We start from the raw sequence: 24,904 nt of genomic DNA, 5'->3' as shown, positions 1-24,904 counted from the left end.
GAAAGCTAACCGATGATTAAAGAATAAAAAAAGATTGGCTATAACTTGCAGGAATAAAAAAAGTGAATGAGCGGCCTGATGCCCTCACCCCAACCCTCTCCCACGGGAGAGGGAGCAACCATAAAAAACGGTAACCCTTGGGTTACCGTTTTGCATTTACCTAGCCGCCACCGGGCAACAGAGCCAATCAGTACAGTTTTTTCGCGCAGTCCAGCCAGTCACCTTTGAACGGACGCTTCATGTTTTCAATGGCGTCGATGATGTCATGGTGAACCAGTTTCTCGTTCTGAATACCGACGCAGCGGCCGCCGTGGCCCTGAAGCAGTAGCTCGATCGCGTACGCGCCCATGCGGGACGCCAGGATACGGTCGTACGGGCCTGGGGAACCACCACGCTGAATGTGACCCAGAACGGTCGCGCGGGTTTCGCGTTTGGTTTCGGTTTCGATGTACTTCGCCAGCTCGTCAACGTCACAGATGTGCTCGGTGATAGCAACGATGGCGTGTTTCTTACCTTTCGCGATACCGGCTTTGATTTCAGCGACCAGATCTTCACGGCTAAATTCCACTTCCGGTACCACCACGAACTCACAGCCACCGGCAATTGCCGCCGCCAGAGTCAGGTCACCGCAGTAACGGCCCATCACTTCAACAATAGAAATACGCTGGTGAGAGGAAGAGGTGTCACGCAGGCGGTCAATCGCTTCCACAACGGTACCCAGCGCGGTGAAGTAACCGATGGTGTAGTCGGTGCCTTTGATGTCATTGTCGATGGTGCCAGGCAGGCCGATGCACGGGAAGCCCATTTCAGTCAGACGTTTTGCACCCATGTAGGAGCCGTCGCCGCCGATAACCACCAGCGCATCCAGACCCCGTTTTTTCATGTTTTCGATAGCCACTTCACGGATGTGTTCGTCACGGAATTCCGGGAAGCGTGCAGAACCGAGGAAAGTACCGCCACGGTTGATCATGTCAGACACGCTGTAGCGGTCGAGCTGAACCATGCGGTCTTCATACAGACCCAGGTAACCGTCATAGATACCAAAAACTTCCAGACCTTCCGTCAGCGCTGCACGGACAACCCCACGGATTGCCGCGTTCATGCCCGGCGCATCACCGCCGCTTGTCAACACACCGATTTTCTTAATCATGACTACCTCTGAACTTAGGAATGCAAAATTGAAATCTGCTGCCGGAAGAAACTGTTCAACCGTCGAATACTGCAAATAGTATATCAATCCCTTCCAGCTGAATTGATTCAGGTCAGGCCATATGGTGGTAATTTATCCACAAAATGCTGCTCTGGCTCACTTTTTTACAACGAATTACGAAAGCTCAAAACGCCCTGGGTACGACAGAGCACGGATCCTGATGAATAATGACGTCTGACCCAGGGAAACGCTGCAAAATCGCCTGCTCCACCTGTTCAGCGACCATATGCGCCTGAACCAGGGGCAGGTTGTCTTCCATTTCCAAATGAATCTGAATAAAGCGGGTCGGCCCTGACTGCCGCGTACGAAGATCGTGAGCACCACTGACGCCAGGCCAGTTGGTCACAATGGCATAAATTTCATCACGTTCTGCATCCGGAAGCGCACGGTCAAGAAGCGACTGTACCGCTTCATACCCCATCCGCAAGGCGCTGTATAAAATATAGATCCCTATCCCTAACGCAAACAACGCATCGGCCCGATGCCAGCCATACCAGGCCAGACCAAGCGCAATAAGAATAGCCCCATTCATCATAACATCAGACTGATAATGAAGCATATCGGCCCGTACAGCCTGGCTTTGTGTTTTGCGTACAACCCAGCGCTGGAACGTTACAAGAACAAGTGTGCTTATAAGTGCAACTACCGTTACGACCACGCCAACGCCCGGATCGTTCATCGGAGAAGGCGAAATAAGATGCTGAATACCGGTCAAAAACAGGAAAAGCGCAGAGCCCGAAATAAACATGCTTTGTGCCAGCGCGGCCAGCGATTCCGCTTTGCCGTGGCCAAACGTATGCTCTTCATCCGCCGGTTGCAGCGAGTAGCGCACCACCAGCAGGTTGGTCAGCGAGGCGGCAATATCCACCAGTGAATCCACCAGTGCCGCCAGAATACTGACCGACCCGGTGTACCACCACGCGAAAATTTTAATGATCAGCAAACACGACGCCATCACCGTCGCGGCTATTGCGGCCCGGCTTACCAGCCGTCCATAGGATTGATTCATAAACACTCCTGTCATGCCATGGCGCTAGTATAACGGATGGTGGTGGAGTGAAAGGATGAATAAAGCGTTAACAAACCTGAACAATGGGCAAAAAAAACCCCCACATCATGTGGGGGAAGACAGGGATGGTGTCTATGGCAAGGAAAACAGGGTTTACTGGTTACTACGGGTACTGCTATTGCTACTGAAAAGCGTCATATCTGAGCTTCGCTGCATCCGTGCAACCTCACGCAACTGATTCATACGTTGCTGATGTTTGGTATTCAAAACCGCTTGCTGCTCGGGCGTTAGCAGGTGGAACATCTGGTTGCGAACCTTCGCCATCTCTACCTGGCGGGCAACCTGTTCCTGCGCCATTTTTTCGGCCTGAGCGCGTACAGCGCTTTCGTCAAAATTTTCTGCGGTGACAAGGCGATGCATTGTCTCCATTTCGCTAACATTAACAGGGGGCTGGTCGTGTCTTGCCCTCTGCATCAGATCTCGCATCTGTTGACGCTGATGTTCGGTTAAACTTATGCCGTCAAACATATGGCTTTGGCTGCTGTGCTGCGTTGCGCCCTCTGCTGAGGAACCGTTATCGCTGATGATAGCTACAGCAGCCTGGCTAAACGCACTGAAGGCCAGCGTTGAGGCCATGACGGCAGCGGTAACTTTGCGCATCACTTGCTCCCAAAATCTTTCGTGTCGCGATTCAACGAGAGACAGTCTACGATTCAGGCTGCAAACATGCGTCAGGGGGTGTAAAACAACGTAAAGTCATGGATTAGATAGCCTTGATGTCGTAATTTCTGCCTCGGAGGTATTTAAACAATGAATAAAATCCTGTTAGTTGATGATGACCGAGAGCTCACATCTCTTTTAAAGGAGTTGCTCGACATGGAAGGTTTCAACGTCCTGGTTGCCCATGATGGCGAGCAGGCGCTGAGTCTCCTTGACGACAGCATCGATTTACTTTTGCTCGACGTCATGATGCCGAAGAAAAACGGTATTGATACGTTGAAAGAGCTTCGCCAGACACACCAGACCCCCGTCATTATGCTGACCGCACGCGGCAGCGAGCTTGACCGCGTACTCGGCCTTGAGCTGGGTGCGGATGACTATTTACCTAAGCCGTTCAACGACCGTGAACTGGTGGCCCGTATTCGCGCGATCCTGCGCCGCTCTCACTGGAGCGAGCAGCAGCAGAATACCGACAACAGCTCACCTACGCTGGAAGTGGACTCCCTGAGCCTGAACCCGGGCCGCCAGGAAGCGAGCTTCGACGGTGAAACGCTGGAGCTAACCGGCACCGAGTTCACCCTGCTGTATCTGCTGGCGCAGCATCTCGGCCAGGTGGTGTCGCGTGAACACTTAAGCCAGGAAGTGCTCGGCAAACGCCTCACCCCGTTTGACCGCGCCATCGACATGCACATCTCTAACCTGCGCCGTAAGCTGCCGGAGCGTAAAGACGGTCACCCATGGTTTAAAACCCTGCGTGGTCGCGGTTATCTGATGGTTTCCGCTTCATGATAGGCAGCTTAACCGCCCGCATCTTCGCCATCTTCTGGCTGACGCTGGCACTGGTTTTAATGCTCGTTTTGATGTTGCCAAAACTCGACTCACGCCAGATGACGGAGCTACTCGACAGCGAGCAACGTCAGGGCGTGATGATCGAGCAGCACGTGGAAGCGGAGCTGGCAAACGATCCGCCGAACGATTTAATGTGGTGGCGCAGGTTGTTTCGCGCTATCGACAAGTGGGCGCCCCCCGGACAACGTCTTTTACTGGTCACCAGTGAAGGCCGCGTGATTGGGGCCGATCGCAATGAAATGCAGATTATCCGCAACTTTATTGGCCAGGCGGATAATGCCGATCACCCACAGAAAAAGAAATATGGTCGGGTAGAGATGGTCGGTCCTTTCTCGGTGCGGGATGGGGAAGACAATTACCAGCTCTATCTGATTCGCCCTGCGAGCAGTTCCCAGTCCGACTTTATCAACCTGCTGTTTGACCGTCCGCTTTTGCTGTTGATTGTCACGATGCTGGTCAGTTCCCCGCTGCTGTTATGGCTGGCGTGGAGCCTGGCGAAACCGGCGCGTAAGCTGAAAAATGCGGCGGACGAAGTGGCGCAGGGCAACCTGAGGCAGCATCCGGAGCTGGAATCCGGGCCGCAGGAGTTCCTGGCCGCCGGAACCAGTTTTAACCAGATGGTCTCTGCTCTTGACCGCATGATGACCGCGCAGCAACGCCTGCTGTCGGATATCTCCCACGAGCTGCGGACGCCGCTCACGCGCTTACAGCTGGGTACCGCCCTGCTGCGCCGCCGCAGCGGTGAGAGCAAAGAGCTGGAGCGTATTGAGACGGAAGCGCATCGCCTGGACAGCATGATCAACGATCTGCTGGTGATGTCGCGCAATCAGCAGAAAAACGCGCTGGTGAGCGAAACGGTGAAAGCCAATCACCTCTGGCATGAGGTGCTGGACAACGCGGCGTTCGAAGCGGAGCAGATGGGCAAATCGTTCACCGTCAACTTCCCGCCGGGCCCGTGGCCGCTCTACGGTAACCCCAACACGCTGGAAAGCGCGCTGGAGAATATCGTGCGTAACGCCCTGCGCTATTCGCACACGAAGATTGAAGTGGCGTTTTCGGTGGATAAAGACGGGATTACCGTCATTGTCGATGACGATGGTCCTGGCGTCAGTCCGGAAGATCGCGAGCAGATTTTCCGTCCGTTCTACCGTACCGACGAGGCGCGCGACCGTGAATCTGGTGGTACGGGGCTAGGTCTGGCAATTGTTGAAACCGCCATGCAACAGCACCGTGGCTGGGTGAAAGCCGATGACAGCCCGCTGGGCGGGCTGAGGTTAACGCTGTGGCTGCCGCTGTATAAGCGTTCGTAACCGTATGTGCCGGGTGGCGGCTTCGCCTTACCCGGCCTACTTTCTACGGAACCTCTTTCCCCCACAATCTCCGCGAACTGCTCTCGATCTTGCCGCTTAACCGCCGCTTCTGCATCGTTCTGGTCCAGCTGGTGGATAATCCCGCCGCTGACAGCAGGCGGTGATACTGCTCGTCATCAAACGGCATATGCCAGGCAATTGCGCAGGCCTCGTATACCGACACCTCACTCAAGCGCGAAGCCAGCTCAAGCGGCGCATCCGCCGAAACCTGTCCCGCCTGCACAACGCGATACAGCCAGCCGGTTTTACCCGCGTTTTGCAGCTGGGCCGACATATCCTGAATGCCGAAATGGTAATTAAGCTTAAAGCACGGTGAGCGCGGCTGGGTGACCTGAATCAAAGCATCGCCCCAGCGGTAAATATCGCCGATAAAGACGTTCTTCTCCGTCAGCCCCTCCGTTGAGAGATTTTCGCCAAACGCGGGGGCGACGAAGAGGTCCGCCTGTTCAGGAAATTCGGCTTTCCAGTGCTGATAGTGCTCGCGCGGATAGTGGCACAGCGCGCGATCGGGCCCGCCGTGGATTTTCTTTTCAGCCTGCTGGTCACCCGCAAGCCCGAGATCGGTCAACGTCAGCTCACCGTCGACCTGCACTTTGGCGATGGCGCTCGGGCGGCTGCCTTCGTACTCCCTTACCTTGCCTGTAAACACATTCACCGGGTAATGCATCTCCACTCCTTCAGATACAAAAAAAGCGAGTCATCAGACTCGCTTCTCACAGGCGTCAATGCAACCTTATTTTTTAGCGGCGAAACGCGCTGCTGCTTCGTCCCAGTTCACTACATCCCAGAAGGCTTTGATGTAGTCAGGGCGACGGTTCTGGAACTTCAGGTAGTAAGCGTGTTCCCACACGTCCAGACCCAGAATTGGGAAGCCGGATGCGCCAGAGATAGCTTCACCCATCAGCGGGGAGTCCTGGTTAGCGGTAGAAACGACCGCCAGTTTGTCACCTTTCAGGACCAGCCACGCCCAGCCAGAGCCGAAACGGGTTGCAGCGGCTTTTTCGAATTCCGCTTTGAAGTTGTCAACGGAACCGAAGTCACGCTCGATAGCCGCTTTCAGGTCGCCCTGAAGGGTGGTGCCGGTTTTCAGGCCTTTCCAGAACAGGCTGTGGTTAGCGTGACCGCCCGCGTTGTTGCGCAGCACGGTTTTCTTGTCTGCCGGCAGCTGGTCCAGTTTGGTGATCAGCTCTTCAACAGGCAGATTAGCGAACTCTGGCAGGCTTTCCAGCGCAGCATTCGCGTTGTTCACATAGGTCTGGTGGTGTTTAGTGTGATGGATTTCCATCGTCTGCTTGTCGAAATGCGGTTCCAGTGCGTCGTAGGCATACGGCAGGGATGGCAGTGTATAACTCATAATCCTCTCCATTATTGTCGGGCGGCACAGCTGTTAATGCCGCGTAAGCAGTTGGTTCATTATAGTTAATTAAATGATATTGAAAATGATTATCAATGCCGTAGTTTTTATAAGGTTATTAGATTTTTGATAAATGACAAAATTGTGAGTCTGCTCACGTGCTTAACGTGGTGATTGCCATCCTGAACAAAAGTGCGGCAACCTTCTGAAGGTTCCCAAACCGCCTCATTTTTACACTCATCAAGTCGGCGGGAAGCCTCCGGCTATAAAAACGATGAGGATGTAAAAATGAATCATGCGATTACGATGGGTATTTTCTGGCATTTGATAGGCGCGGCCAGTGCAGCCTGTTTCTATGCCCCGTTTAAAAAGGTGAAAGGCTGGTCATGGGAAACCATGTGGTCCGTTGGCGGCACCGTGTCCTGGCTGATTTTGCCGTGGACAATCAGCGCCATGCTGCTGCCCGATTTCTGGGGCTACTTCTCCTCCTTCAACGCCTCCACCCTGCTGCCGGTATTCCTGTTCGGCGCGATGTGGGGCATCGGTAATATCAACTACGGCCTCACCATGCGCTACCTAGGCATGTCGATGGGGATTGGCATCGCGATTGGCATTACGCTGATTGTTGGCACCCTGATGACGCCAATCCTGAACGGCCACTTCGACGTGCTGATCAACACTCAGGGCGGGCGAATGACGCTGCTGGGCGTGCTGGTGGCGGTGATCGGCGTGGGCATCGTCACCCGCGCAGGCCAGCTGAAAGAACGCAAGATGGGCATCAAAGCCGAAGAGTTCAACCTGAAGAAAGGGCTGCTGCTGGCGGTGATGTGCGGCGTATTCTCGGCGGGCATGTCGTTCGCCATGAACGCCGCCAAACCGATGCACGACGCCGCTGCGGCGCTGGGCGTCGATCCGCTGTACGTTGCCCTGCCAAGCTACGTGGTGATCATGGGCGGCGGCGCGCTGGTAAACCTCGGCTTCTGCTTCATTCGTCTGGCAAAAGTGAAGAACCTGTCGGTAAAAGCCGACTTCTCGCTGGCAAAACCGCTGATCGTCACCAACGTCCTGCTCTCCGCCCTCGGCGGTCTGATGTGGTATCTGCAATTCTTCTTCTACGCCTGGGGTCACGCCAGTATTCCGGCGCAGTATGACTACATGAGCTGGATGCTGCACATGAGCTTCTACGTGCTGTGCGGCGGGCTGGTTGGGCTGGTGCTGAAAGAGTGGAACAATGCCGGGCGTCGTCCGGTTGGCGTGCTGAGCCTGGGCTGTGTGGTGATTATCATTGCGGCCAATATCGTCGGCCTCGGCATGGCGAACTGATTACGCTGCCTTTCGACTGCGATGACGCCACTGAACCGGCGTCATCCCCACCTCACGGTTAAACACCACCGAAAAGTAGTTACTGTCCTCAAAGCCGCAGCGCATCGCCACTTCACTCACCATCAGCTCCGTATGCTGTAACAGGTACTGGGCGTGGCAGATGCGCAGCTGGCGCAGATAGTGGTTGACCGTCATCCCCGTCTGGGTGCGGAACTGCTGGCGCAGCGCGCGCTCGCTGCACTGCTCCTGCTCGCAGAATTTTTCCAGCACGAAACTCTTGTTCAGACTGCCCGCAAGCCGGGTGATGAGCTTATCCAGCAGCGCTTCCTGCGTGGTAGCAGAGGGATTATCCGTAGCGTAACGATGCCGCTTCAGGGTCATCACCAGCTGGGCAAAAAGCAGCTCCGACATCTGGTTTGCCACCGGATCGCTCTTCTGGCTCTCCTGCTCCAGCTGGGAAATCGTCTGGCGTACCTGAGCCATGCCGTTGCTGCTTAAGCGCCAGTGCGGTTCGCCTCTGGCATCATGAAAACCGGGGATATTGCCCGCCCAGTCGACATTCAGTTTAAGTCTGTCGGGGCAGTAGATGACGTTCTGCAACACCAGATCGTTAACCGAGGCGTAGGAGTGTTTGTCTTCAGCGCGGATGTAGAACAGGTCTCCGCGCGTGATGCGGTAGGGGCGGTCGTTGAGGACGTGCAGGCCGTTGCCTCGCCATACCAGCACCAGCTCGCAAAACTCGTGGGTGTGCTCGGCAAAGACGTTTTGCGGGTAGCGGTCGGCCACCGCGACGGCCTGACTCGCGGAGGCAAAAAAATCATCTTTGCGAAGAATGAGCTGAGCAGCCACACCACAACCTCTACGGCGAATAACCGGACATTATTAGCCTTTTTGCAGCAAAAAAACGGTGACTGCCCTCGCGTTACTGAAGCAACGCGTCTTTCCCCTGACGAATATCGCGCGGCGACCAGTTAAACTCCCGGCGAAAAAGCGTCGAAAAGTGGTTACTGTCGCCGAATCCGCAGCGATAGGCGATATCGGTGACGCTTTCGTCGGTATGACGTAAAAGGTGCCGCGCTTTGATCAGGCGCAGACGGTTGAGGTAGCGCTGCGGCGTCAGCCCGGTATGCTGCTTGAGCTGACGATGCAGCGTGCGCAGCGAGAGCGAAAAGTCATCCGCCAGCGTTTCCCAGCAGACATCTTCGGCAAAATGATCTTCCAGCCAGGCCATCAGCTGATTCAGGCGCGCGTCGTTATTTTCCAGCCCTTCCACCAGGCTGCTGCGCCGCAGCAGCACCAGCAGCTGCATAAACAGCAGCTCGCGGGTAGCAATGGCGTGCGTCTCCTGTCCATCCTCGCTCTGCTCCATCTGGCTCACCAGCTGACGCACCTGCTGCAACGTGGACTGATTCACCCGCCAGTGCGAGGGGTAGTGACCGTCCTTCTCCTGCGGCAACAGCTGATTCAGCCCGGAGAGAAACTGGAACGCATCCGGAGAACGATAGAGCACATTAGTCAGGCAAAGGTTGTCGGTATGTTCATACAGGTGCCTGTCGTGATCGCGCACGAAGCACACCGTACCGCCGCTGATGGTATACGGCTGACCGTTAAACACGTGGATTCCCGTTCCGTGCTCAACAATCACAATTTCATGAAAATCATGATGATGCTCCGGGAACGCAGCCTGAGGCAGCCGTGGCTCAATCGCGACCGGCGAAGCCCCCGAAGGAAAAAAATCGACGCTGTGCAGTACGGTCATAACGGCCCCCACCAATGAGAAAAGTTCTCAAAATAGTAATTAAGGCCTTCCACGCTCACCTTAAATTTTTGACAGCAAACCGCGCAAAAGCTGTCGGTTTTTCAAGAAACAGACGGAAAGATCAGGAAATGCGGTCAGCGTCACACTGCCTGCAAACCCCGCCATTACTGGAAACTGTGAACTCCCTCACGTTCATCTTTGCTTTCTTGCCAGCGCGAGATTTGGGCTGTCAGTGGCGAGAAGGTGGCTATTTCTTCCCTTTCTTACACTCCTCGCTAATGACTTAAGAAAGGACCCGACCATGACTTTTCGCCATTGTGTGGCTGTCGATTTAGGCGCATCCAGCGGCCGTGTAATGCTCGCCACCTGGGACTGCGACCTGCACACCCTTACGCTTCGCGAAATGCACCGTTTCGCCAATTGTCTGCAAAAACAGGACGGTTTTGTTACCTGGGATATCGACGCCCTGGAAGCAGAGATCCGCACCGGACTTCACAACGTCTGCGAAGACGGTATTCGCATCGACAGTATCGGCATTGATACCTGGGGTGTGGATTACGTACTGCTGGACAGTCACGGCGAACGCGTCGGCCTGCCCGTCTCCTACCGCGACAGCCGCACCGATGGGCTAATGGCGCACGCCATCGCCCAGCTTGGCAAGGAGAACATCTATGGTCGCAGCGGCATTCAGTTTCTGCCGTTTAACACGCTGTATCAGCTGCGCGCGGTAGTTGAGCAACAGCCAGAGCTGGTCGAAAAGGTGGCGCATGCGCTGCTGATCCCGGACTACTTAAGCTACCGTCTGACCGGCAACATGAACTGGGAATACACCAACGCCACCACCACGCAGCTGGTTAACATCAACACCGATAACTGGGATGAACATCTGCTGGCCTGGACGGGCGCCTCGCCGTCCTGGTTCGGCGCGCCAACCCATCCGGGCAATGTGATCGGCCACTGGCTTTGCCCGCAGGGGAATGAGATCCCCGTTGTCGCCGTCGCCAGTCACGACACCGCGAGCGCGGTCATTGCCTCGCCGCTCGCCGGCAAAGATGCGGCGTACCTCTCTTCCGGCACCTGGTCGTTGATGGGCTTCGAGAGCAAAACACCCTACACCAGCGATGCCGCACTGGCGGCGAACATCACTAACGAAGGTGGCGCCGAAGGGCGCTACCGGGTGCTAAAGAACATCATGGGCCTGTGGCTGCTCCAGCGGGTGCTGAAAGAGCAGAACATCACCGACCTGCCCGCGCTTATCGCGGAAACCGAAACGCTGAAGGCCTGCACCTTCCTGATTAACCCGAACGACGACCGCTTTATCAACCCGGCGCACATGAGCGCTGAAATCCAGGCCGCCTGTTTTGAAGCGGGGCAGCCGGTACCTTCCCGCCCCGCCGAGCTGGCGCGCTGCATTTTTGACAGTCTCGCCCTGCTCTATGCCGACATCCTGAGCGAGCTGGCTGACCTTCGCGGCAAACCGTTCACGCAGCTGCATATCGTGGGCGGCGGCTGCCAGAACCAGCTACTGAACCAGCTCTGCGCGGATGCCTGCGGCATTACCGTGGTGGCAGGTCCGATTGAAGCCTCCACGCTCGGCAATATCGGCATTCAGCTGATGACCCTGGACGAACTGTCCAACGTTGACGATTTCCGTTCGGTGGTGACGGCGAATAACAGCCTGACCACCTTCACCCCCCATCCCTGCCATGAAATTGCCCGCTACCGGGCGCAGTTTCAGCAAAAACGACTGACTAAGGAGCTTTGCGCATGACCACTCAACTTGAACAAGCCTGGGACCTGGCTAAACAGCGTTTCGCCGCCGTCGGCGTGGATGTCGAAGAGGCGCTGCGCCAGCTCGACCGTCTGCCCGTCTCCATGCACTGCTGGCAGGGTGATGACGTCGCCGGTTTCGAGAACCCGGGCGGTTCCCTGACGGGGGGGATTCAGGCCACGGGTAACTACCCGGGCAAAGCGCGCAACGCCACCGAACTGCGTGCGGATCTGGAGCTGGCGCTGAGCCTGATCCCCGGGCCAAAGCGCCTGAATCTGCACGCCATTTATCTCGAATCCGACGAGCCGGTGGCGCGTAACGAGATCAAACCAGAGCACTTTACGAACTGGGTGGCGTGGGCGAAAGCCAACCGGCTGGGTCTGGATTTTAACCCCTCCTGCTTCTCGCACCCGCTGAGCGCGGACGGCTTTACCCTTGCGCACGCCAACGATGAAATCCGCCAGTTCTGGATCGACCATGTCAAAGCCAGCCGCCGTGTCTCGGCGTATTTCGGCGAGCAGCTTGGCACGCCGTCGGTGATGAATATCTGGATCCCGGACGGCATGAAGGACATCACCGTAGACCGGCTGGCCCCGCGTCAGCGCCTGCTGGCCGCGCTGGATGAAGCCATCAGCGAGAAGCTGGACCCGGCGCACCACATCGATGCCGTCGAGAGCAAGCTGTTCGGCATTGGCGCAGAGAGCTACACCGTGGGCTCAAACGAGTTCTACATGGGTTATGCCACCAGCCGCCAGACCGCGCTGTGCCTGGATGCCGGCCACTTCCACCCAACCGAGGTGATCTCCGACAAGATCTCCGCCGCCATGCTCTTCGTGCCGCGCCTGCTGCTGCACGTCAGCCGTCCGGTGCGCTGGGACAGCGACCACGTGGTGCTGCTGGATGACGAAACCCAGGCCATTGCCAGCGAAATCATCCGCCACGATCTGTTCGACCGCGTACACATCGGCCTCGACTTCTTCGACGCCTCCATCAACCGCATCGCGGCGTGGGTTATCGGCACCCGCAACATGAAGAAAGCCCTGCTGCGCGCGCTGCTGGAGCCTGTCGCCGCCCTGAAACAGCTGGAAGAAAACGGCGACTACACCGCGCGCCTGGCGCTGCTGGAAGAACAGAAATCTCTGCCGTGGCAGGCGGTGTGGGAGATGTACTGCCAGCATCACGATGCGCCTGCGGGCAGCCAGTGGCTGGACAACGTGCGGGCATATGAGAAAGACGTTCTTGCCGCTCGTCAGTAAAAACATTGCCCGGCGGCGCGTTGCTTGCCGGGCCTACAGGTAAAAGTAGGCCGGGTAAGCGTAGCGCCACCCGGCATTTTCAAAGGAAACACAGTATGCAGACCATCACCACCTCCTGGTTCGTCCAGGGCATGATCAAAGCCACCTCCGATGCCTGGCTGAAGGGCTGGGACGAGCGCAACGGCGGCAACCTGACGCTACGCCTGGACGACGCGGATATCGAGCCATTTGCCGCCGATTTCCACCAGAAGCCGCGCTATATCGCCCTGAGCCAGCCGATGCCGCTGCTCGCCAACACGCCGTTTATCGTCACCGGTTCCGGGAAGTTCTTCCGCAACGTTCAGCTCGACCCGCAGGCCAACCTCGGCGTAGTGAAAGTGGATAGCGACGGCGCGGGCTACCACATTCTGTGGGGGCTGACGGATGAGGCGGTGCCCACCTCAGAACTGCCGGCGCACTTCCTCTCCCACTGCGAGCGCATCAAGGCGACCAATGGCAAGGACCGCGTGATCATGCACTGCCACGCCACCAACCTGATCGCCCTGACCTACGTGCTGGAAAATAATTCTGATTTCTTCACCCGCAAATTGTGGGAAGGCAGCACCGAGTGTCTGGTGGTGTTCCCGGACGGCGTCGGCATTCTGCCGTGGATGGTGCCGGGCACCGACGAAATCGGCCAGGCAACCGCGACGGACATGCAGAAACATTCACTGGTGCTGTGGCCGTTCCATGGCGTCTTCGGCAGCGGCCCGACGCTGGATGAAACCTTCGGCCTGATCGACACCGCCGAGAAATCCGCGGAAGTGCTGGTGAAGGTCTATTCCATGGGCGGCATGAAGCAGACCATCACCCGGGAAGAACTGATCGCCCTGGGTAAACGCTTTGGCGTCACCCCCATGCAGTCGGCGTTAGATTTGTACCAATAACAACATCGCGCCCCGCTCACCGAGACGGGGCGAAAACCACCTGCAATCCCTACAACTAACTCAAGTCAGTGGAGTAAAAGCAATGAAAATAAAAGCAAGCTTGATCCTCACCGTTGCCGCTCTGGCGTTGTCCGGTTCCGCTTTAGCAGAAGTGAAAATCGCCCTGGTGGCGAAGTCCTTAGGGAATGGATTCTTCGAGGCAGCGAACGTCGGCGCGCAGGAGGCGGCCAAAGAGTTAGGCGATGTAAAAGTGATTTATACCGGCCCGACCACCACCACGGCGGAAGCGCAGATCGAGGTGCTGAACGGGCTGATCGCCCAGGGCGTGGATGCGATCGCGATTTCCGCGAACGATCCGGACGCCGTCGTGCCGGTGCTGAAAAAAGCAATGCAGCGCGGCATCAAGGTTGTGTCGTGGGATTCCGGGGTGGCGAAAGCCGGGCGTCAGATCCACCTCAATCCGTCCAATAACGCCCTTATTGGCGAAACTAACGTCAAGCTCGCCGCCGATGCCCTGAAAGCGCTGAACGTGGAGAAAGGCGATGTGGCGGTGCTGAGCGCCACGCCAACCTCGACCAACCAGAACACCTGGATTGCGGAGATGAAAAAGGTGCTGCCGAAGTACCCGTCCGTCAATCTGGTGACCGTGGCCTACGGGGACGATCTCTCTGACAAGAGCTACCGCGAAGCGGTCGGCCTGCTGAAAACCTATCCTGACCTGAAAGTGATCGTTTCACCGTCGTCCGTCGGCATTGTCGCTGCGGCGCAGGCGGTGAAGGACCAGGGCAAGATTGGCAAAGTGTACGTCACCGGTTTAGGCCTGCCGTCTGAGATGGCGGGCGCGGTGAAGTCCGGCGCAAGCAAGAGCTTTGCCATCTGGAACCCGATTGACCTGGGCTATGCCGCAACCTACCTGGCGGATGACCTGGTGAAAGGCAACGCCACGAAAGGCGAGGCCAGCATGGGCAAACTGGGCAAAGTGAAGCTGGATGCCGACGGCAACGGCGCGATGGCCGAGCCGTTCGTTTACGATGCCAGCAATATTGATAAGTTCTCAAAAATCTTTTGATGCGATTTGTAGGCCGGATAAGCGTAGCGCCATCCGGCAAAAGGCGGGTGGCGCTGCCGCTTACCCGCCCTACAAATTCCCCTGTTCAGGAGAACTATCATGACCCCATTGCTACAGCTTTCTGGCATCACCAAGGTGTTCCCCGGCGTGCGTGCTCTTGAGAACGTGCAGCTTGCGCTGTGGCCCGGCAAAGTGACGGCGCTTATCGGCGAAAACGGCGCGGGCAAGTCGACGCTGGTCAAAGTGATGACCGGCATATACCAGCCCGACGAGGGCGAAATTCTCTACAAGGCGATCCCCGTTCACCTTCCGACGCCGGAGTCGGCGCATAAAATGGGCATCACCGCCATTCACCAGGAAACCGTCCTGTTCGATGAACTCTCGGTCACCGAAAATATCTTTGTCGGTCAGTACCTTCACAAAGGCTTCCTGAAAAAGCTCGACTGGCCGGAAATGCACCGCCGGGCGCAGGCTATTCTCGCCCGCCTTGAGGTGCAAATCGACCCGCGCGCAACGCTGAAAACCCTGAGCATCGCCCAGCGTCACATGGTGGCGATTGCCCGCGCGCTGTCGTTTGAGGCGCAGGTGGTGATCCTCGATGAACCCACGGCGGCGCTGTCACAGCATGAAATCCTCGAGTTTTACCAGATTGTGGAGCGCTTAAAGCAGGAGGGAAAAGCCATCCTGTTTATCTCCCACAAGTTCGACGAGATTTTTGAGCTGGCCGATCACTACACCATTTTGCGCGACGGCGTGTTCGTCGGTGCAGGGGCAATAAATGAGATCACCGAGGAGCGGATGGTGTCGATGATGGTCGGGCGCGCCATTACCCAAACCTTCCCGAAAATCGACTGCGAAAAAGGCGAGACGGTGCTGGAGGTGAAAAACCTCTGCCATCCGACCGAGTTTGCGCATATCTCGTTCTCCCTGCGTAAAGGGGAGATCCTCGGCTTTTACGGGCTGGTGGGTGCCGGGCGTACCGAGCTGATGCAGGCGCTTTCCGGCGTCACGCGGCCATCGTCCGGGGAAATTATCCTCAATGGCCAGCCCCGGCGCTTCCGCCAGCCTGCGGATGCGATCAAAGCCGGTATCGTCTGTGTGCCAGAAGAAAGGCAGAAACAGGGGGCGATTATCGCCCTGCCGATTGCCCAGAACATCAGCCTGCCTCAGCTCAGCAGGCTCAATCCGAACGGCGTGCTGCATGACGACCGCGAATGGAAGCTGGCGGACGAGTACGCCAAACGCCTGCAAGTGAAAGCCTTCAGCTGGAAGCAGGCGGTGGAGACCCTCTCTGGCGGCAACCAGCAAAAGGTGGTGATCGGCAAATGGCTGGCGACGCACCCTGACGTGATCATCCTCGATGAGCCAACAAAAGGCATCGATATCGGCTCAAAGGCAGCCGTGCATCAGTTTATGTCCGAGCTGGTCAGTCAGGGGCTGGCGGTGATTATGGTCTCGTCCGAACTGCCGGAAGTGATGGGCATGGCGGATCGCATTATCGTCATGCACGAGGGGCTGATGGTGGCCGAATACCAGGCGGGAGACGCGACGGCGGAAACCATCGTCAGCGCCGCCAGCGGTGCAAAACAGGAGGCGGCATAAATGCTTAGCTCACTCTTAAAACACCGCGAGGCGCTGCTTGGCGCGGTGATTGTCCTGATGGTCGTCGCCATTGGCAGCCGCGTGCCATCGTTTATCGCACCGGGCAACCTGGTGGAGATGTTTAACGACACCGCCATTTTGATCGTCCTCGCGCTCGGGCAGATGATGGTGCTGCTCACTAAAGGCATCGACCTGTCGATGGCGGCTAATCTGGCCCTGACCGGGATGATTGTCGCCCTGATTAATTTCCATTACCCGGACGTGCCCGTCTGGGCGCTGCTGATCCTTGCCAGCGCGCTTGGGCTGCTGATGGGCGCAATAAACGGCCTGCTGGTGTGGAAACTGGGCATTCCGGCGATTGTGGTGACGCTCGGCACCATGAGCATCTACCGCGGAATGATCTTTTTGCTCTCCGGCGGCGGCTGGGTGAACTCCAACCAGATGGGTGCAGACTTCCTCGGCCTGCCGCGTGCGTCAGTGCTGGGCCTGCCGGTGCTGAGCTGGTGCGCCATCGCCGTACTGCTGCTGGTGGGCTACTTCCTGCGCTACAGTCGCACCGGACGGGCGCTCTACACCGCAGGCGGGAACGCCACGGCAGCGTACTACACCGGGATCAACGCCGGGAAAATGCAGTTCATCAGCTTCTGCCTTTCCGGTCTGCTGGCCGGGTTCTGCGGCTACCTGTGGATATCACGCTTTGCCGTTGCGTATGTTGACGTCGCTAACGGTTTTGAATTGCAGGTGGTGGCAGCCTGTGTGATTGGCGGGATCAGCACCATGGGCGGCACCGGCCGCGTGCTCGGCTGTCTGTTCGGGGCGCTGTTCCTTGGCGTCATCAACAACGCCCTGCCGGTGATCGGCGTCTCCCCGTTCTGGCAGATGGCGATTTCCGGCTCGGTCATTGTCATCGCTGTGCTGCTGAACGAGCGCGGCAACAGGCGCAAAGGCAGGCTGATCCTGCACGACGCGGCGCTGGCACGTCAGAAACTGGCGGTGAAACCATGAGCAAAATGATGACATCTGAAGAGTTCAAACCCACTTCTGCGCCGGGCATCTTCCAGCGCCTGCTGTGCTGGGAGGGCTTCCTGCTGGCGGTGACGCTGGCGGTGTTTGTGGTGAACGCGCTCGCCTCGCCCTACTTCCTCAATATCTGGAACCTCTCCGACGCGACGTTCAACTTCACGGAAAAAGCGATCATTGTGTTGCCGATGGCGATGCTGATTATCGCCCGGGAAATTGACCTGTCTGTGGCCTCCACCATCGCGCTCAGCTCCACGGTGATGGGCTTTTGCGCGGCAGCGGGCGTCGATACGCCACTGCTGGTGTGCGTGGGATTAGGCGTCGGGCTACTGTGCGGGCTGTTCAACGGTATTCTGGTGACGCGCTTTAACCTGTCGTCCATCGTCATCACCATCGGCACCATGAGCCTGTACCGCGGGATCACCTACATCCTGCTCGGGGACCAGGCGCTGAACAGCTACCCGGAGAGCTTCGCCTGGTTCGGCCAGGGCTACGTCTGGGGCGCGCTGTCGTTTGAGTTCGCGCTGTTTATCGTGCTGGCCGCTCTGTTTGCCTTTGTGCTGCACCGCACCAATTTTGGCCGCCGCACCTACGCCATCGGCAACAACCCGACCGGCGCGTGGTACTCCGGCATCAACGTGAAGCGCCACAACCTGATCCTGTTTGCGCTGGTAGGACTGATGTCCGGCCTGGCGTCGGTGCTGCTCACCTCGCGTCTGGGCAGTACCCGCCCGACCATCGCGATGGGCTGGGAGCTGGCGGTGGTGACGATGGCGGTGCTCGGCGGCGTCAATATTCTCGGTGGGTCCGGCAGCATGGTGGGCGTGATTATCGCCGCCTTCCTGATGGGGCTGGTGACCTTTGGCCTGAGCCTGCTTAACGTGCCCGGCATCGTGATGTCGGTGATTATCGGCGCGATGCTGATCGTGGTGATTTCGCTGCCGATTATTACCCGCCGGGTGATGCAGCGAAGACGGATCTCATAGCCGGGTGGCACTGCGTTTACCCGGCCTACTTAACCGTAGGCCCGTGCAAGCGCAGCGCCGCCGGGCATAAAAATCACAGTAATTAAGGAGAATTATCATGAGCTTTATGTTGGCACTCCCCAAAATCAGCCTGCACGGCGCGGGCGCGATCGGCGATATGGTCAATCTGGTGGCAAACAAACAGTGGGGAAAAGCGCTGATTGTCACCGACGGCCAGCTGGTGAAACTTGGCCTGCTCGACAGTTTGTTTTCCGCGCTCGACGCCCATCAGATGTCGTATCACCTGTTCGATGAGGTATTCCCGAATCCGACGGAAGCGCTGGTGCAAAAAGGCTATGCGGCATATCAGGATGCGGAGTGTGATTACCTGATTGCCTTTGGCGGCGGCAGCCCGATTGATACCGCCAAGGCGATCAAAATCCTCACCGCCAATCCCGGTCCGTCAACCGATTACTCCGGCGTCGGCAAAGTAAAAAACGCGGGCGTACCGCTGGTGGCGATCAACACCACCGCAGGCACGGCGGCGGAGATGACCAGCAACGCGGTGATCATTGACGCCGCGCGACAGGTGAAAGAGGTGATTATCGACCCGAACATCATCCCGGATATCGCCGTGGACGATGCCAGCGTGATGCTTGATATTCCGGCCTCCGTGACCGCCGCAACCGGCATGGATGCCTTGACCCACGCCATTGAAGCCTACGTGTCCGTCGGCGCGCACCCGCTGACCGATGCCAACGCGCTGGAGGCGATTCGCCTGATCAACCTCTGGCTGCCGAAAGCGGTTGACGATGGTCATAACCTGGAAGCGCGCGAGCAGATGGCCTTTGGTCAGTATCTGGCGGGCATGGCGTTTAACAGTGCCGGTCTGGGGCTGGTGCACGCCCTGGCGCACCAGCCGGGCGCGACGCACAACCTGCCGCACGGCGTGTGCAACGCCATTCTGCTGCCGATCATCGAAAACTTTAACCGCCCGAACGCGGTTGCCCGATTTGCCCGCGTGGCGCAGGCGATGGGCGTTGACACGCGCGGCATGAACGATGAAGCGGCCAGCATGTCGGCCATTCAGGCGATTCGCGACCTGAGCGCTCGCGTCGGCATTCCGTCCGGATTTAGCCAGCTCGGCGTCACCAAAGCCGATATTGAAGGCTGGCTGGATAAAGCCCTCGCCGACCCGTGCGCGCCGTGCAACCCGCGCACCGCCAGCCGCGATGAGGTCCGCGAGCTGTACCTGGAGGCATTATGATCCGCAAAGCGTTTGTGATGCAGGTAAACCCGGACGCGCACGAGGAGTACGCACGTCGCCACAACCCGATCTGGCCCGAGTTGGAAGCGGTGCTGAAAGCCCACGGCGCGCACCACTACGCCATCTATCTCGACAAAGCTCGCAACCTGCTGTTTGCGACGGTGGAGATTGAATCGGAAGAGCGCTGGAACGCGGTGGCAAACACCGATGTCTGCCAGCGCTGGTGGAAATATATGGGTGACGTTATGCCGTCGAACCCGGATAACAGCCCGGTGAGTTCGGCGCTGAAAGAGGTGTTTTACCTGGACTGATGTGTTAACGCTGCTGCCCCCGAGGCGGCAGCAATCTCCCGCCTGCCACTCAGCGTAAACGCCGACACCACCGTGATCGCCAGCACGAAGCAGCCCAGTATCAGATACGTCTCCTGGAAGCCGACCCGGTCATACATATTTCCGGCAAAGGCGGAGAGGAAGATCGCCGCCGACTGTTTGGCAAACTGGAAGCCAATCAGGTAGATGGTGGCCGACAGGCGCGTATCAAACACCCCGGTGATGTACTTGAATGCCCCCACCAGCAGGAACGGGACTTCCAGCGCGTGCAGCATCTTCAGGGCAATCACCTCCACGGCAGTGGTGGCAAACGACGAGCCGATAATGCGCGTCGCCATGATCACCCCGGCAATCAGCAGCGTGTTTTTCGCGCCGATGCGGTTAATGATCCACGGCGAGCAGAACATAATGATCGCGTTACAGATTTCCCCCGCCGTGGTGGCGAAACCAAAGGCACGGGTCCCCTCCTGCGGCGTGGCGAAGAAGGTTTTGAAGAAGGTGGCAAACTGCTGGTCGAAGACGTCATACACGCAGGCCACGCCAATCACGTACAGGATGAACATCCACATTCTGCGCTGGCGGAACAGGGTAAAAACGGTTTTAGCGGTGATCTGCGGCTGATTCGCGCCCAGGGCGTTCATCACCTGCGCCGTCTGGTTAGGCTTCGGTTTCGCGACCACCAGCAGCAGCATCAGCAACAGCGCCGCGGCCGACCCCATCCAGAAGACGTACGACGGATCGATGCCGAACAGGATGCCGCCCGTTGAGGCGCACAGCCCCCAGCCGAGACAGCCGAACATACGCGCCTTGCCGTACTCAAAAAAGCTGTTGCGGCTTACGCGCTCAATATAGGCCTCAATCGCCCCCGACCCCGCTGAGAAGACAAAGCCGATATACAACCCACCGCTCAGCGCCCCCAGCCAGATATTGGTTTTCAGCAGCGGGGCGAAGACGTACAGGAAGAACGGCGCGAACAGGAACAGCAGCACCGAGATGATCCAAAGCAGGTGTTTTTTCAGCCCCAGCTTGTCCGAAATGACCCCCAGCACCGGCTGGAAGGCAATGGCCGACAGCGAGATGCAGGAGAAAACAATCCCGGTATGGGTTTTGTTCAGGCCGATGATGTCCGACAGCCAGATCGGCAGGAACGGAAAGCAGGTGGCCATGATGAAGAAGTAGAGAAAGAAGAACAGCCCGAAGATCCAGAAATTAGGGTTGTCTTTGTGGGTACAGGTTGTTGTGTTCATTATTTTTATCCTCAACGGAGGGCCGGTTGCCCGGCCCGTCACCCTTACACGCGTTCCACACCAATCAGAATGGCGGTTTCCGGATCCAGAATCGGCAGCGCAATACCCGCCTGCATCAGCCACTCACCGCTTACCGTTTGCGGCGCGTTCATCCACGCCGGCAGCTTACGCATGGTGTGCCCGCCCTCGCCCGTAATCTGGATGTTCGGGTGATCGAGCAGCGTGATGCGGTACAGCGCGCTGGCGTCTAACCCCGGCATGCGCAGCGGCATCATCAGGGTGTAATCCGGCATCGCGAGCTGGCTGACCAAAAACAGCCCCTGCGTCTTATCTTCGCTCACTATACCCTGCGCCAGGGTGGTGGCGTCCGGCATATCCACGCGCCACTGGGTGCCGTGATGAATGACCTCTCGCCACCGCTTGTGCAGCGCGGCGTAATGGCGATAGCCTTCACGCTCCTGCGCATCGACGGTGAGCGGATCCAGCTCCAGCCCCATGTGACCAAACAGCGCTGTTAGCCCGCGGAACTGAATGCTGTGCTGGCGGAAGGTGGCGTGACATTTATGATGACCGATATGCGCGCCCATCACCTCCGGCGGGAAGAAGTAGCTCATGCCGCGCTGGATAGTGTTGCGCTCCAGCGCGTCGTTGTTGTCGGACGCCCAGAAGCGGTGGCAGCGGGTCAGCACTTCATAATCGATTCGCCCGCCGCCGGAGGAGCAGGATTCAAACTCAATGTGCGGGAAGCGCTCGCCCAGCACGTCCAGCAGGCGATAAAACTGGCGCGTCTGGGCGTCGGCGGCGGCTTTGCCCTTGTGCCCTGGCTGCACCAGCTCGCGGTTCATATCCCATTTCACGTAGTCGACCGCGTGTTCGCCCAGCAGCCAGCTCATGCGTTCGACCAGATATTCAAAGGCCTGCGGAATATTGAGATTGAGGACCAGCTGGTGTCGCCCGGTCGCCTGGGCGTAGCCCGGCAGCGCCAGCACCCAGTCAGGGTGCGCGCGATACAGATCGGAATCGGGGTTAATCATCTCCGGCTCAACCCAGATACCAAACTCCATGCTGAGCTGTTTAACGTGATCGATTACCGGCTTTAGGCCGTTCGGGTATTTTTTCTTGTCCAGATACCAGTCGCCCAGCGCGGCGTGGTCGTCGTTGCGGCCTTTAAACCAGCCGTCGTCGATAATAAAGCGCTCCACGCCCAGCGCAGCGGCCTCGTCGGCCATGCGCATGATGTAGTCCGGATCGTGGTTGAAGTAGATCCCCTCCCAGGTGTTGAGGTGCACCGGGCGCGGTTTATCTTCCGGGAAGCGGATAACATTGTCGCGCAGGTAGCGGTGGAACTGCTGGCTCATGCCGTTCAGCCCGTGCGGGGAGTGACTGGCATACAGGCGCGGCGTCCAGAGCGTTTCCCCCTCTTCAATCGCCATTTCACCCGGCAGGTAGAGCGCTTCGGCCTGCATATAGCGGCGGCCATCGGTTTTCGCCTCTGCGCGCAGGCGGTGGTTACCACTCCAGCCCAGATGTATACCCCAGACGTTGCCTTGCATTTCACTGAATGACGGCGTACCTGAAATCAGCGCCGGGAAATGTTCATGGGAGGTTTTACCCCGACGGTTTTCAATCACAAAGCTGTCATGTTCAAGCATCACGCGGTGCGGCTGAAACTCCCTGATCCAGCGTCCGTGGAAGGCCATCACCTCCTGCGCGCGTTCGGCCACCGGCAGCGTCACGGCAAAGCGATCCACCTGCCACGCCTGCGTTTTCAGGTTGGTTAACCCATGACGCACCACCAGTACGCCGCTGGCATCCAGCGTTATTTCACTGGTCAGGCGCAGGCCTGCATGCTCGTCTTCAGCAGTGATTGTCAGGGCGTTTAACGCCTGCTGCACCTGCGTGGTTTTAAATACCGGCGATCCGTCCAGCCCCTGGCGGTGCCCCTCGATGCCCGGCGAGCCAAACAGCCCATGCCCCAGCTCTGCCATCAGCGTGACGGGGGAGTCGACGTCCAGCCTGCCATTAGCAACCGGGCGCGCAATACTCAGCACATCCTGCGGCGTAAAGTGCTGAAGGTGCGGCCCCCAGTAGAGAATTTCGGCGAACGGGTGGGTTTTTAGCACCACGTCAACCGTATTGCTTTCAAGTCGAAAAATGGCATCTTGCATCGGACATCTCCTGTCATCGGGATGTCCTGAGTGTTGATCCGAAACGTTTCGGATACAAACCAAAACGTTTCGGATCTGTGATCGGGTTTTGAATTTTTGGTGTAATCAGGCCGTCTGGCCTGGGGAAAATTCTGGCTGCCAGAGCACCTGAAGGGTGTCAATGTCGTCGCCATTAATCAGCTGGCGCACCATATCGGCAATCTGTTTCCCGACACCCTGACGGGTAGACTGGATCACCGCCGCGACGTCGATATCGACAATGCTGTCCTGCGGTAAGCCGTCATAGACCACCAGCGAAACGGCATTTTCACCGGTTAAGCGCCCCATCTGCGCCAGGGCCATCGCTGCGCCGTCGCCGTGGGTGTTGCAGTCGGTAATGATGGCCGTGGGCGGCTGCGGCAGGGAGAGAAGTTCTTGCGTGGTGGCATACCCCACGCGACGCGAAGGGGGCATGGCACGCAGCCATTCGCTGGAAAGTCCGGCTTCCCGCAGCGCGTCCAGGTAGCCCTGGCGGCGCTGGGTGATGAATGCCTGGTTGTTGCTTTCGCCCAGCAGCGCAATGCGCTGATGGCCTTTCTCGATCAGCCAGCGGGTGGCCTGATATGTGCCGGCATAGTTGTCGAAATCGAACCACGCGTACGGCTGCGGGAGCTGGCTGCGGCCGAGCGCCAGGAACGGGAACCCGGCGGCCTGTAGCTGCTCAAGACGCGGATCGTGATCCAGCGTATGCGCCACAATCAGCGCATCCACGCGTCGGCTCTGCACCATGCGCATATAGCTGTGTTTGTCCGCCAGATCGTCGTCAGCGATGAGCAGCAGGTCAATCTCATGTCGCGCCAGTTCGTGGCTAATTTCGCCGACCATGTCCATAAAAACGCTGTTATTGAGCGGAACAGGATGCACCGGAAACACCAGCCCGACGGCGTCGATTTTGCCCATCTTCAGGCGACGGGCAAAGGTATTTGGTCGGTAGCCACGGCGCTGGGCCTCCGCTTCCACGCGGGCGCGCGTCTCAGCAGAAACGTCGTCATACCCGTTGAGGGCGCGGCTGACGGTGGTAACAGACAGCCCCAGTTCTTTGGCAATGGCTTTAAGCGACATGATTTTCCGTATCTTTGTTAGTTTTGTTCCGCCACCAGCAGCGCGTGCGTATCTGGCTCCAGCGCCTTAAAGATATGCGGCTGGTCAGCGGGGTAGCAAATGTAATCTCCCGGGCCGAGCTCTTCCGCCGCGTCGATCAGACCGACCACCGCCCGCCCCTGGGTCACGATAATATGCTCAACCGACCCAGGCGGATGGGGCTGGGAAATACGGTCTGCCCCCGGCTGAGTCAGCAGCAGATAGATATCACGACGCGCGCCAGGCGGACACGCCGCGAGCAAAATCGCCTCGTAGTTCGCCTGCCCGGCGACGACTTTTGTGCCCTCGCCGCGGCGGATCACCTGCGTGACGGGTTGCTGCGGCTCCAGTAACCGGGCAAACGGAATATCCAGCGCCACGCAAAGCGACCACAGCGTTTCCAGGCTAGGATTGCCGTTGCCAGACTCCAGTTGAGAAAGCGTGGATTTGGCGATCCCGGCACGGCGGGCAATTTCCGCCAGTGAGAGCCCGGTTCGCAAGCGTTCTCGCACCAGGCTTTTGGCGATCACGCTGATTGGCTGCGTCATAATAACGGCCTCTTTCTCTCTAT

At 58.0% G+C, this 24,904-nt stretch carries 23 protein-coding genes; 12 read left to right on the top strand and 11 right to left on the bottom strand.

Translation table 11 applies throughout. The annotated features are described in order from the left end of the window. Positions 1–187: 187 nt before the first annotated feature. The 3 genes from pfkA to cpxP form a co-directional block, all read right to left on the bottom strand. Positions 188–1,150, bottom strand: coding sequence for a 6-phosphofructokinase (pfkA, locus tag O1722_RS00425; protein ID WP_003862009.1), 963 nt, complete (start codon positions 1,148–1,150; stop codon positions 188–190). 184 nt (positions 1,151–1,334) lie between these two features. Next, positions 1,335–2,219 (bottom strand): CDF family cation-efflux transporter FieF, encoded by an 885-nt coding sequence (fieF, locus tag O1722_RS00420; RefSeq protein ID WP_017382698.1) that lies wholly within the window; start codon positions 2,217–2,219, stop codon positions 1,335–1,337. A 153-nt stretch (positions 2,220–2,372) separates the two neighbouring features. Continuing rightward, complete coding sequence (gene cpxP / locus O1722_RS00415; protein ID WP_003862006.1) at positions 2,373–2,879, bottom strand: cell-envelope stress modulator CpxP; 507 nt, start codon at positions 2,877–2,879, stop codon at positions 2,373–2,375. A 150-nt stretch (positions 2,880–3,029) separates the two neighbouring features. On the opposite strand from cpxP, the gene cpxR reads away from it, so the two are divergent. After that, complete coding sequence (gene cpxR, locus O1722_RS00410; RefSeq protein ID WP_003862004.1) at positions 3,030–3,728, top strand: envelope stress response regulator transcription factor CpxR; 699 nt, start codon at positions 3,030–3,032, stop codon at positions 3,726–3,728. Continuing rightward, entirely contained in the window at positions 3,725–5,098 is a 1,374-nt protein-coding gene (cpxA, locus tag O1722_RS00405; RefSeq protein ID WP_015569937.1) for an envelope stress sensor histidine kinase CpxA, read from the top strand. The genes cpxR and cpxA overlap by 4 nt, the downstream gene beginning before the upstream one ends. Positions 5,099–5,141: 43 nt before the next feature. Here the strand turns inward: cpxA and yiiM are convergent, their stop codons facing one another. Both yiiM and sodA read right to left on the bottom strand, forming a co-directional pair. Beyond that, positions 5,142–5,825 carry a 6-hydroxyaminopurine reductase gene (gene yiiM / locus O1722_RS00400; protein ID WP_017382697.1) on the bottom strand — a complete coding sequence of 228 codons (684 nt, stop codon included), beginning with the start codon at positions 5,823–5,825 and terminating at the stop codon, positions 5,142–5,144. Positions 5,826–5,891: 66 nt separating this feature from the next. Continuing rightward, the gene (sodA, locus tag O1722_RS00395; RefSeq protein ID WP_003861999.1) at positions 5,892–6,512 is read right to left on the bottom strand and encodes a superoxide dismutase [Mn]; all 621 of its coding nucleotides are present in this window, start codon (positions 6,510–6,512) and stop codon (positions 5,892–5,894) included. Between the two features lie 288 nt (positions 6,513–6,800). Between sodA and rhaT the strand changes: the two genes are divergently transcribed. Then, positions 6,801–7,835 carry an L-rhamnose/proton symporter RhaT gene (gene rhaT, locus O1722_RS00390; RefSeq protein ID WP_015569935.1) on the top strand — a complete coding sequence of 345 codons (1,035 nt, stop codon included), beginning with the start codon at positions 6,801–6,803 and terminating at the stop codon, positions 7,833–7,835. Here rhaT and rhaR read toward each other — a convergent pair whose 3' ends face one another. Then, positions 7,836–8,684, bottom strand: a complete 849-nt coding sequence (rhaR, locus tag O1722_RS00385) for an HTH-type transcriptional activator RhaR (protein ID WP_017382695.1) — start codon at positions 8,682–8,684, stop codon at positions 7,836–7,838. A gap of 73 nt (positions 8,685–8,757) precedes the next feature. Continuing rightward, positions 8,758–9,594 (bottom strand): HTH-type transcriptional activator RhaS, encoded by an 837-nt coding sequence (gene rhaS / locus O1722_RS00380; RefSeq protein ID WP_015569934.1) that lies wholly within the window; start codon positions 9,592–9,594, stop codon positions 8,758–8,760. 301 nt (positions 9,595–9,895) lie between these two features. Between rhaS (O1722_RS00380) and rhaB the strand changes: the two genes are divergently transcribed. From rhaB to rhaM, 9 genes are all read left to right on the top strand, one after another. Then, entirely contained in the window at positions 9,896–11,365 is a 1,470-nt protein-coding gene (rhaB, locus tag O1722_RS00375; protein WP_033487975.1) for a rhamnulokinase, read from the top strand. Then, positions 11,362–12,621: an L-rhamnose isomerase gene (gene rhaA, locus O1722_RS00370; RefSeq protein WP_033487976.1), complete on the top strand. Its 1,260-nt coding sequence runs from the start codon at positions 11,362–11,364 to the stop codon at positions 12,619–12,621. The genes rhaB and rhaA overlap by 4 nt, the downstream gene beginning before the upstream one ends. Before the next feature lie 95 nt (positions 12,622–12,716). Continuing rightward, positions 12,717–13,547 (top strand): rhamnulose-1-phosphate aldolase, encoded by an 831-nt coding sequence (gene rhaD / locus O1722_RS00365; protein ID WP_015569930.1) that lies wholly within the window; start codon positions 12,717–12,719, stop codon positions 13,545–13,547. Between the two features lie 82 nt (positions 13,548–13,629). After that, a complete protein-coding gene (gene rhaS / locus O1722_RS00360) occupies positions 13,630–14,616 on the top strand; it encodes a rhamnose ABC transporter substrate-binding protein (RefSeq protein WP_017694056.1) in 987 nt (328 codons plus the stop codon). A 99-nt stretch (positions 14,617–14,715) separates the two neighbouring features. Further along, positions 14,716–16,218, top strand: a complete 1,503-nt coding sequence (locus O1722_RS00355; protein WP_032649877.1) for a sugar ABC transporter ATP-binding protein — start codon at positions 14,716–14,718, stop codon at positions 16,216–16,218. Continuing rightward, positions 16,219–17,223, top strand: a complete 1,005-nt coding sequence (locus O1722_RS00350) for an ABC transporter permease (protein ID WP_033487977.1) — start codon at positions 16,219–16,221, stop codon at positions 17,221–17,223. Next, entirely contained in the window at positions 17,220–18,224 is a 1,005-nt protein-coding gene (locus O1722_RS00345; protein ID WP_015569926.1) for an ABC transporter permease, read from the top strand. The genes O1722_RS00350 and O1722_RS00345 overlap by 4 nt, the downstream gene beginning before the upstream one ends. Before the next feature lie 97 nt (positions 18,225–18,321). Beyond that, the gene (gene fucO / locus O1722_RS00340; protein WP_033487978.1) at positions 18,322–19,470 is read left to right on the top strand and encodes a lactaldehyde reductase; all 1,149 of its coding nucleotides are present in this window, start codon (positions 18,322–18,324) and stop codon (positions 19,468–19,470) included. Next, complete coding sequence (gene rhaM, locus O1722_RS00335) at positions 19,467–19,781, top strand: L-rhamnose mutarotase (RefSeq protein ID WP_015569925.1); 315 nt, start codon at positions 19,467–19,469, stop codon at positions 19,779–19,781. The genes fucO and rhaM overlap by 4 nt, the downstream gene beginning before the upstream one ends. Here the strand turns inward: rhaM and O1722_RS00330 are convergent. The 4 genes from O1722_RS00330 to O1722_RS00315 form a co-directional block, all read right to left on the bottom strand. Further along, positions 19,769–21,046 (bottom strand): MFS transporter, encoded by a 1,278-nt coding sequence (locus tag O1722_RS00330; protein ID WP_015569924.1) that lies wholly within the window; start codon positions 21,044–21,046, stop codon positions 19,769–19,771. The two genes, rhaM and O1722_RS00330, sit on opposite strands and share 13 nt — an antisense overlap. Positions 21,047–21,090: 44 nt before the next feature. Further along, a complete protein-coding gene (locus O1722_RS00325) occupies positions 21,091–23,214 on the bottom strand; it encodes an alpha-galactosidase (protein WP_033487979.1) in 2,124 nt (707 codons plus the stop codon). A gap of 105 nt (positions 23,215–23,319) precedes the next feature. Next, a complete protein-coding gene (locus O1722_RS00320) occupies positions 23,320–24,315 on the bottom strand; it encodes a LacI family DNA-binding transcriptional regulator (protein ID WP_003861974.1) in 996 nt (331 codons plus the stop codon). 17 nt (positions 24,316–24,332) lie between these two features. Further along, positions 24,333–24,881 (bottom strand): helix-turn-helix domain-containing protein, encoded by a 549-nt coding sequence (locus O1722_RS00315; protein WP_032649886.1) that lies wholly within the window; start codon positions 24,879–24,881, stop codon positions 24,333–24,335. Positions 24,882–24,904: the final 23 nt, after the last annotated feature.

It is taken from the genome of Enterobacter cloacae complex sp. HYC003_NIDB (assembly GCF_056673375.1).
The sequence above is the reverse complement of the archived record's forward strand: the minus strand, read 5'-3'. Positions and strand labels throughout refer to the sequence as shown.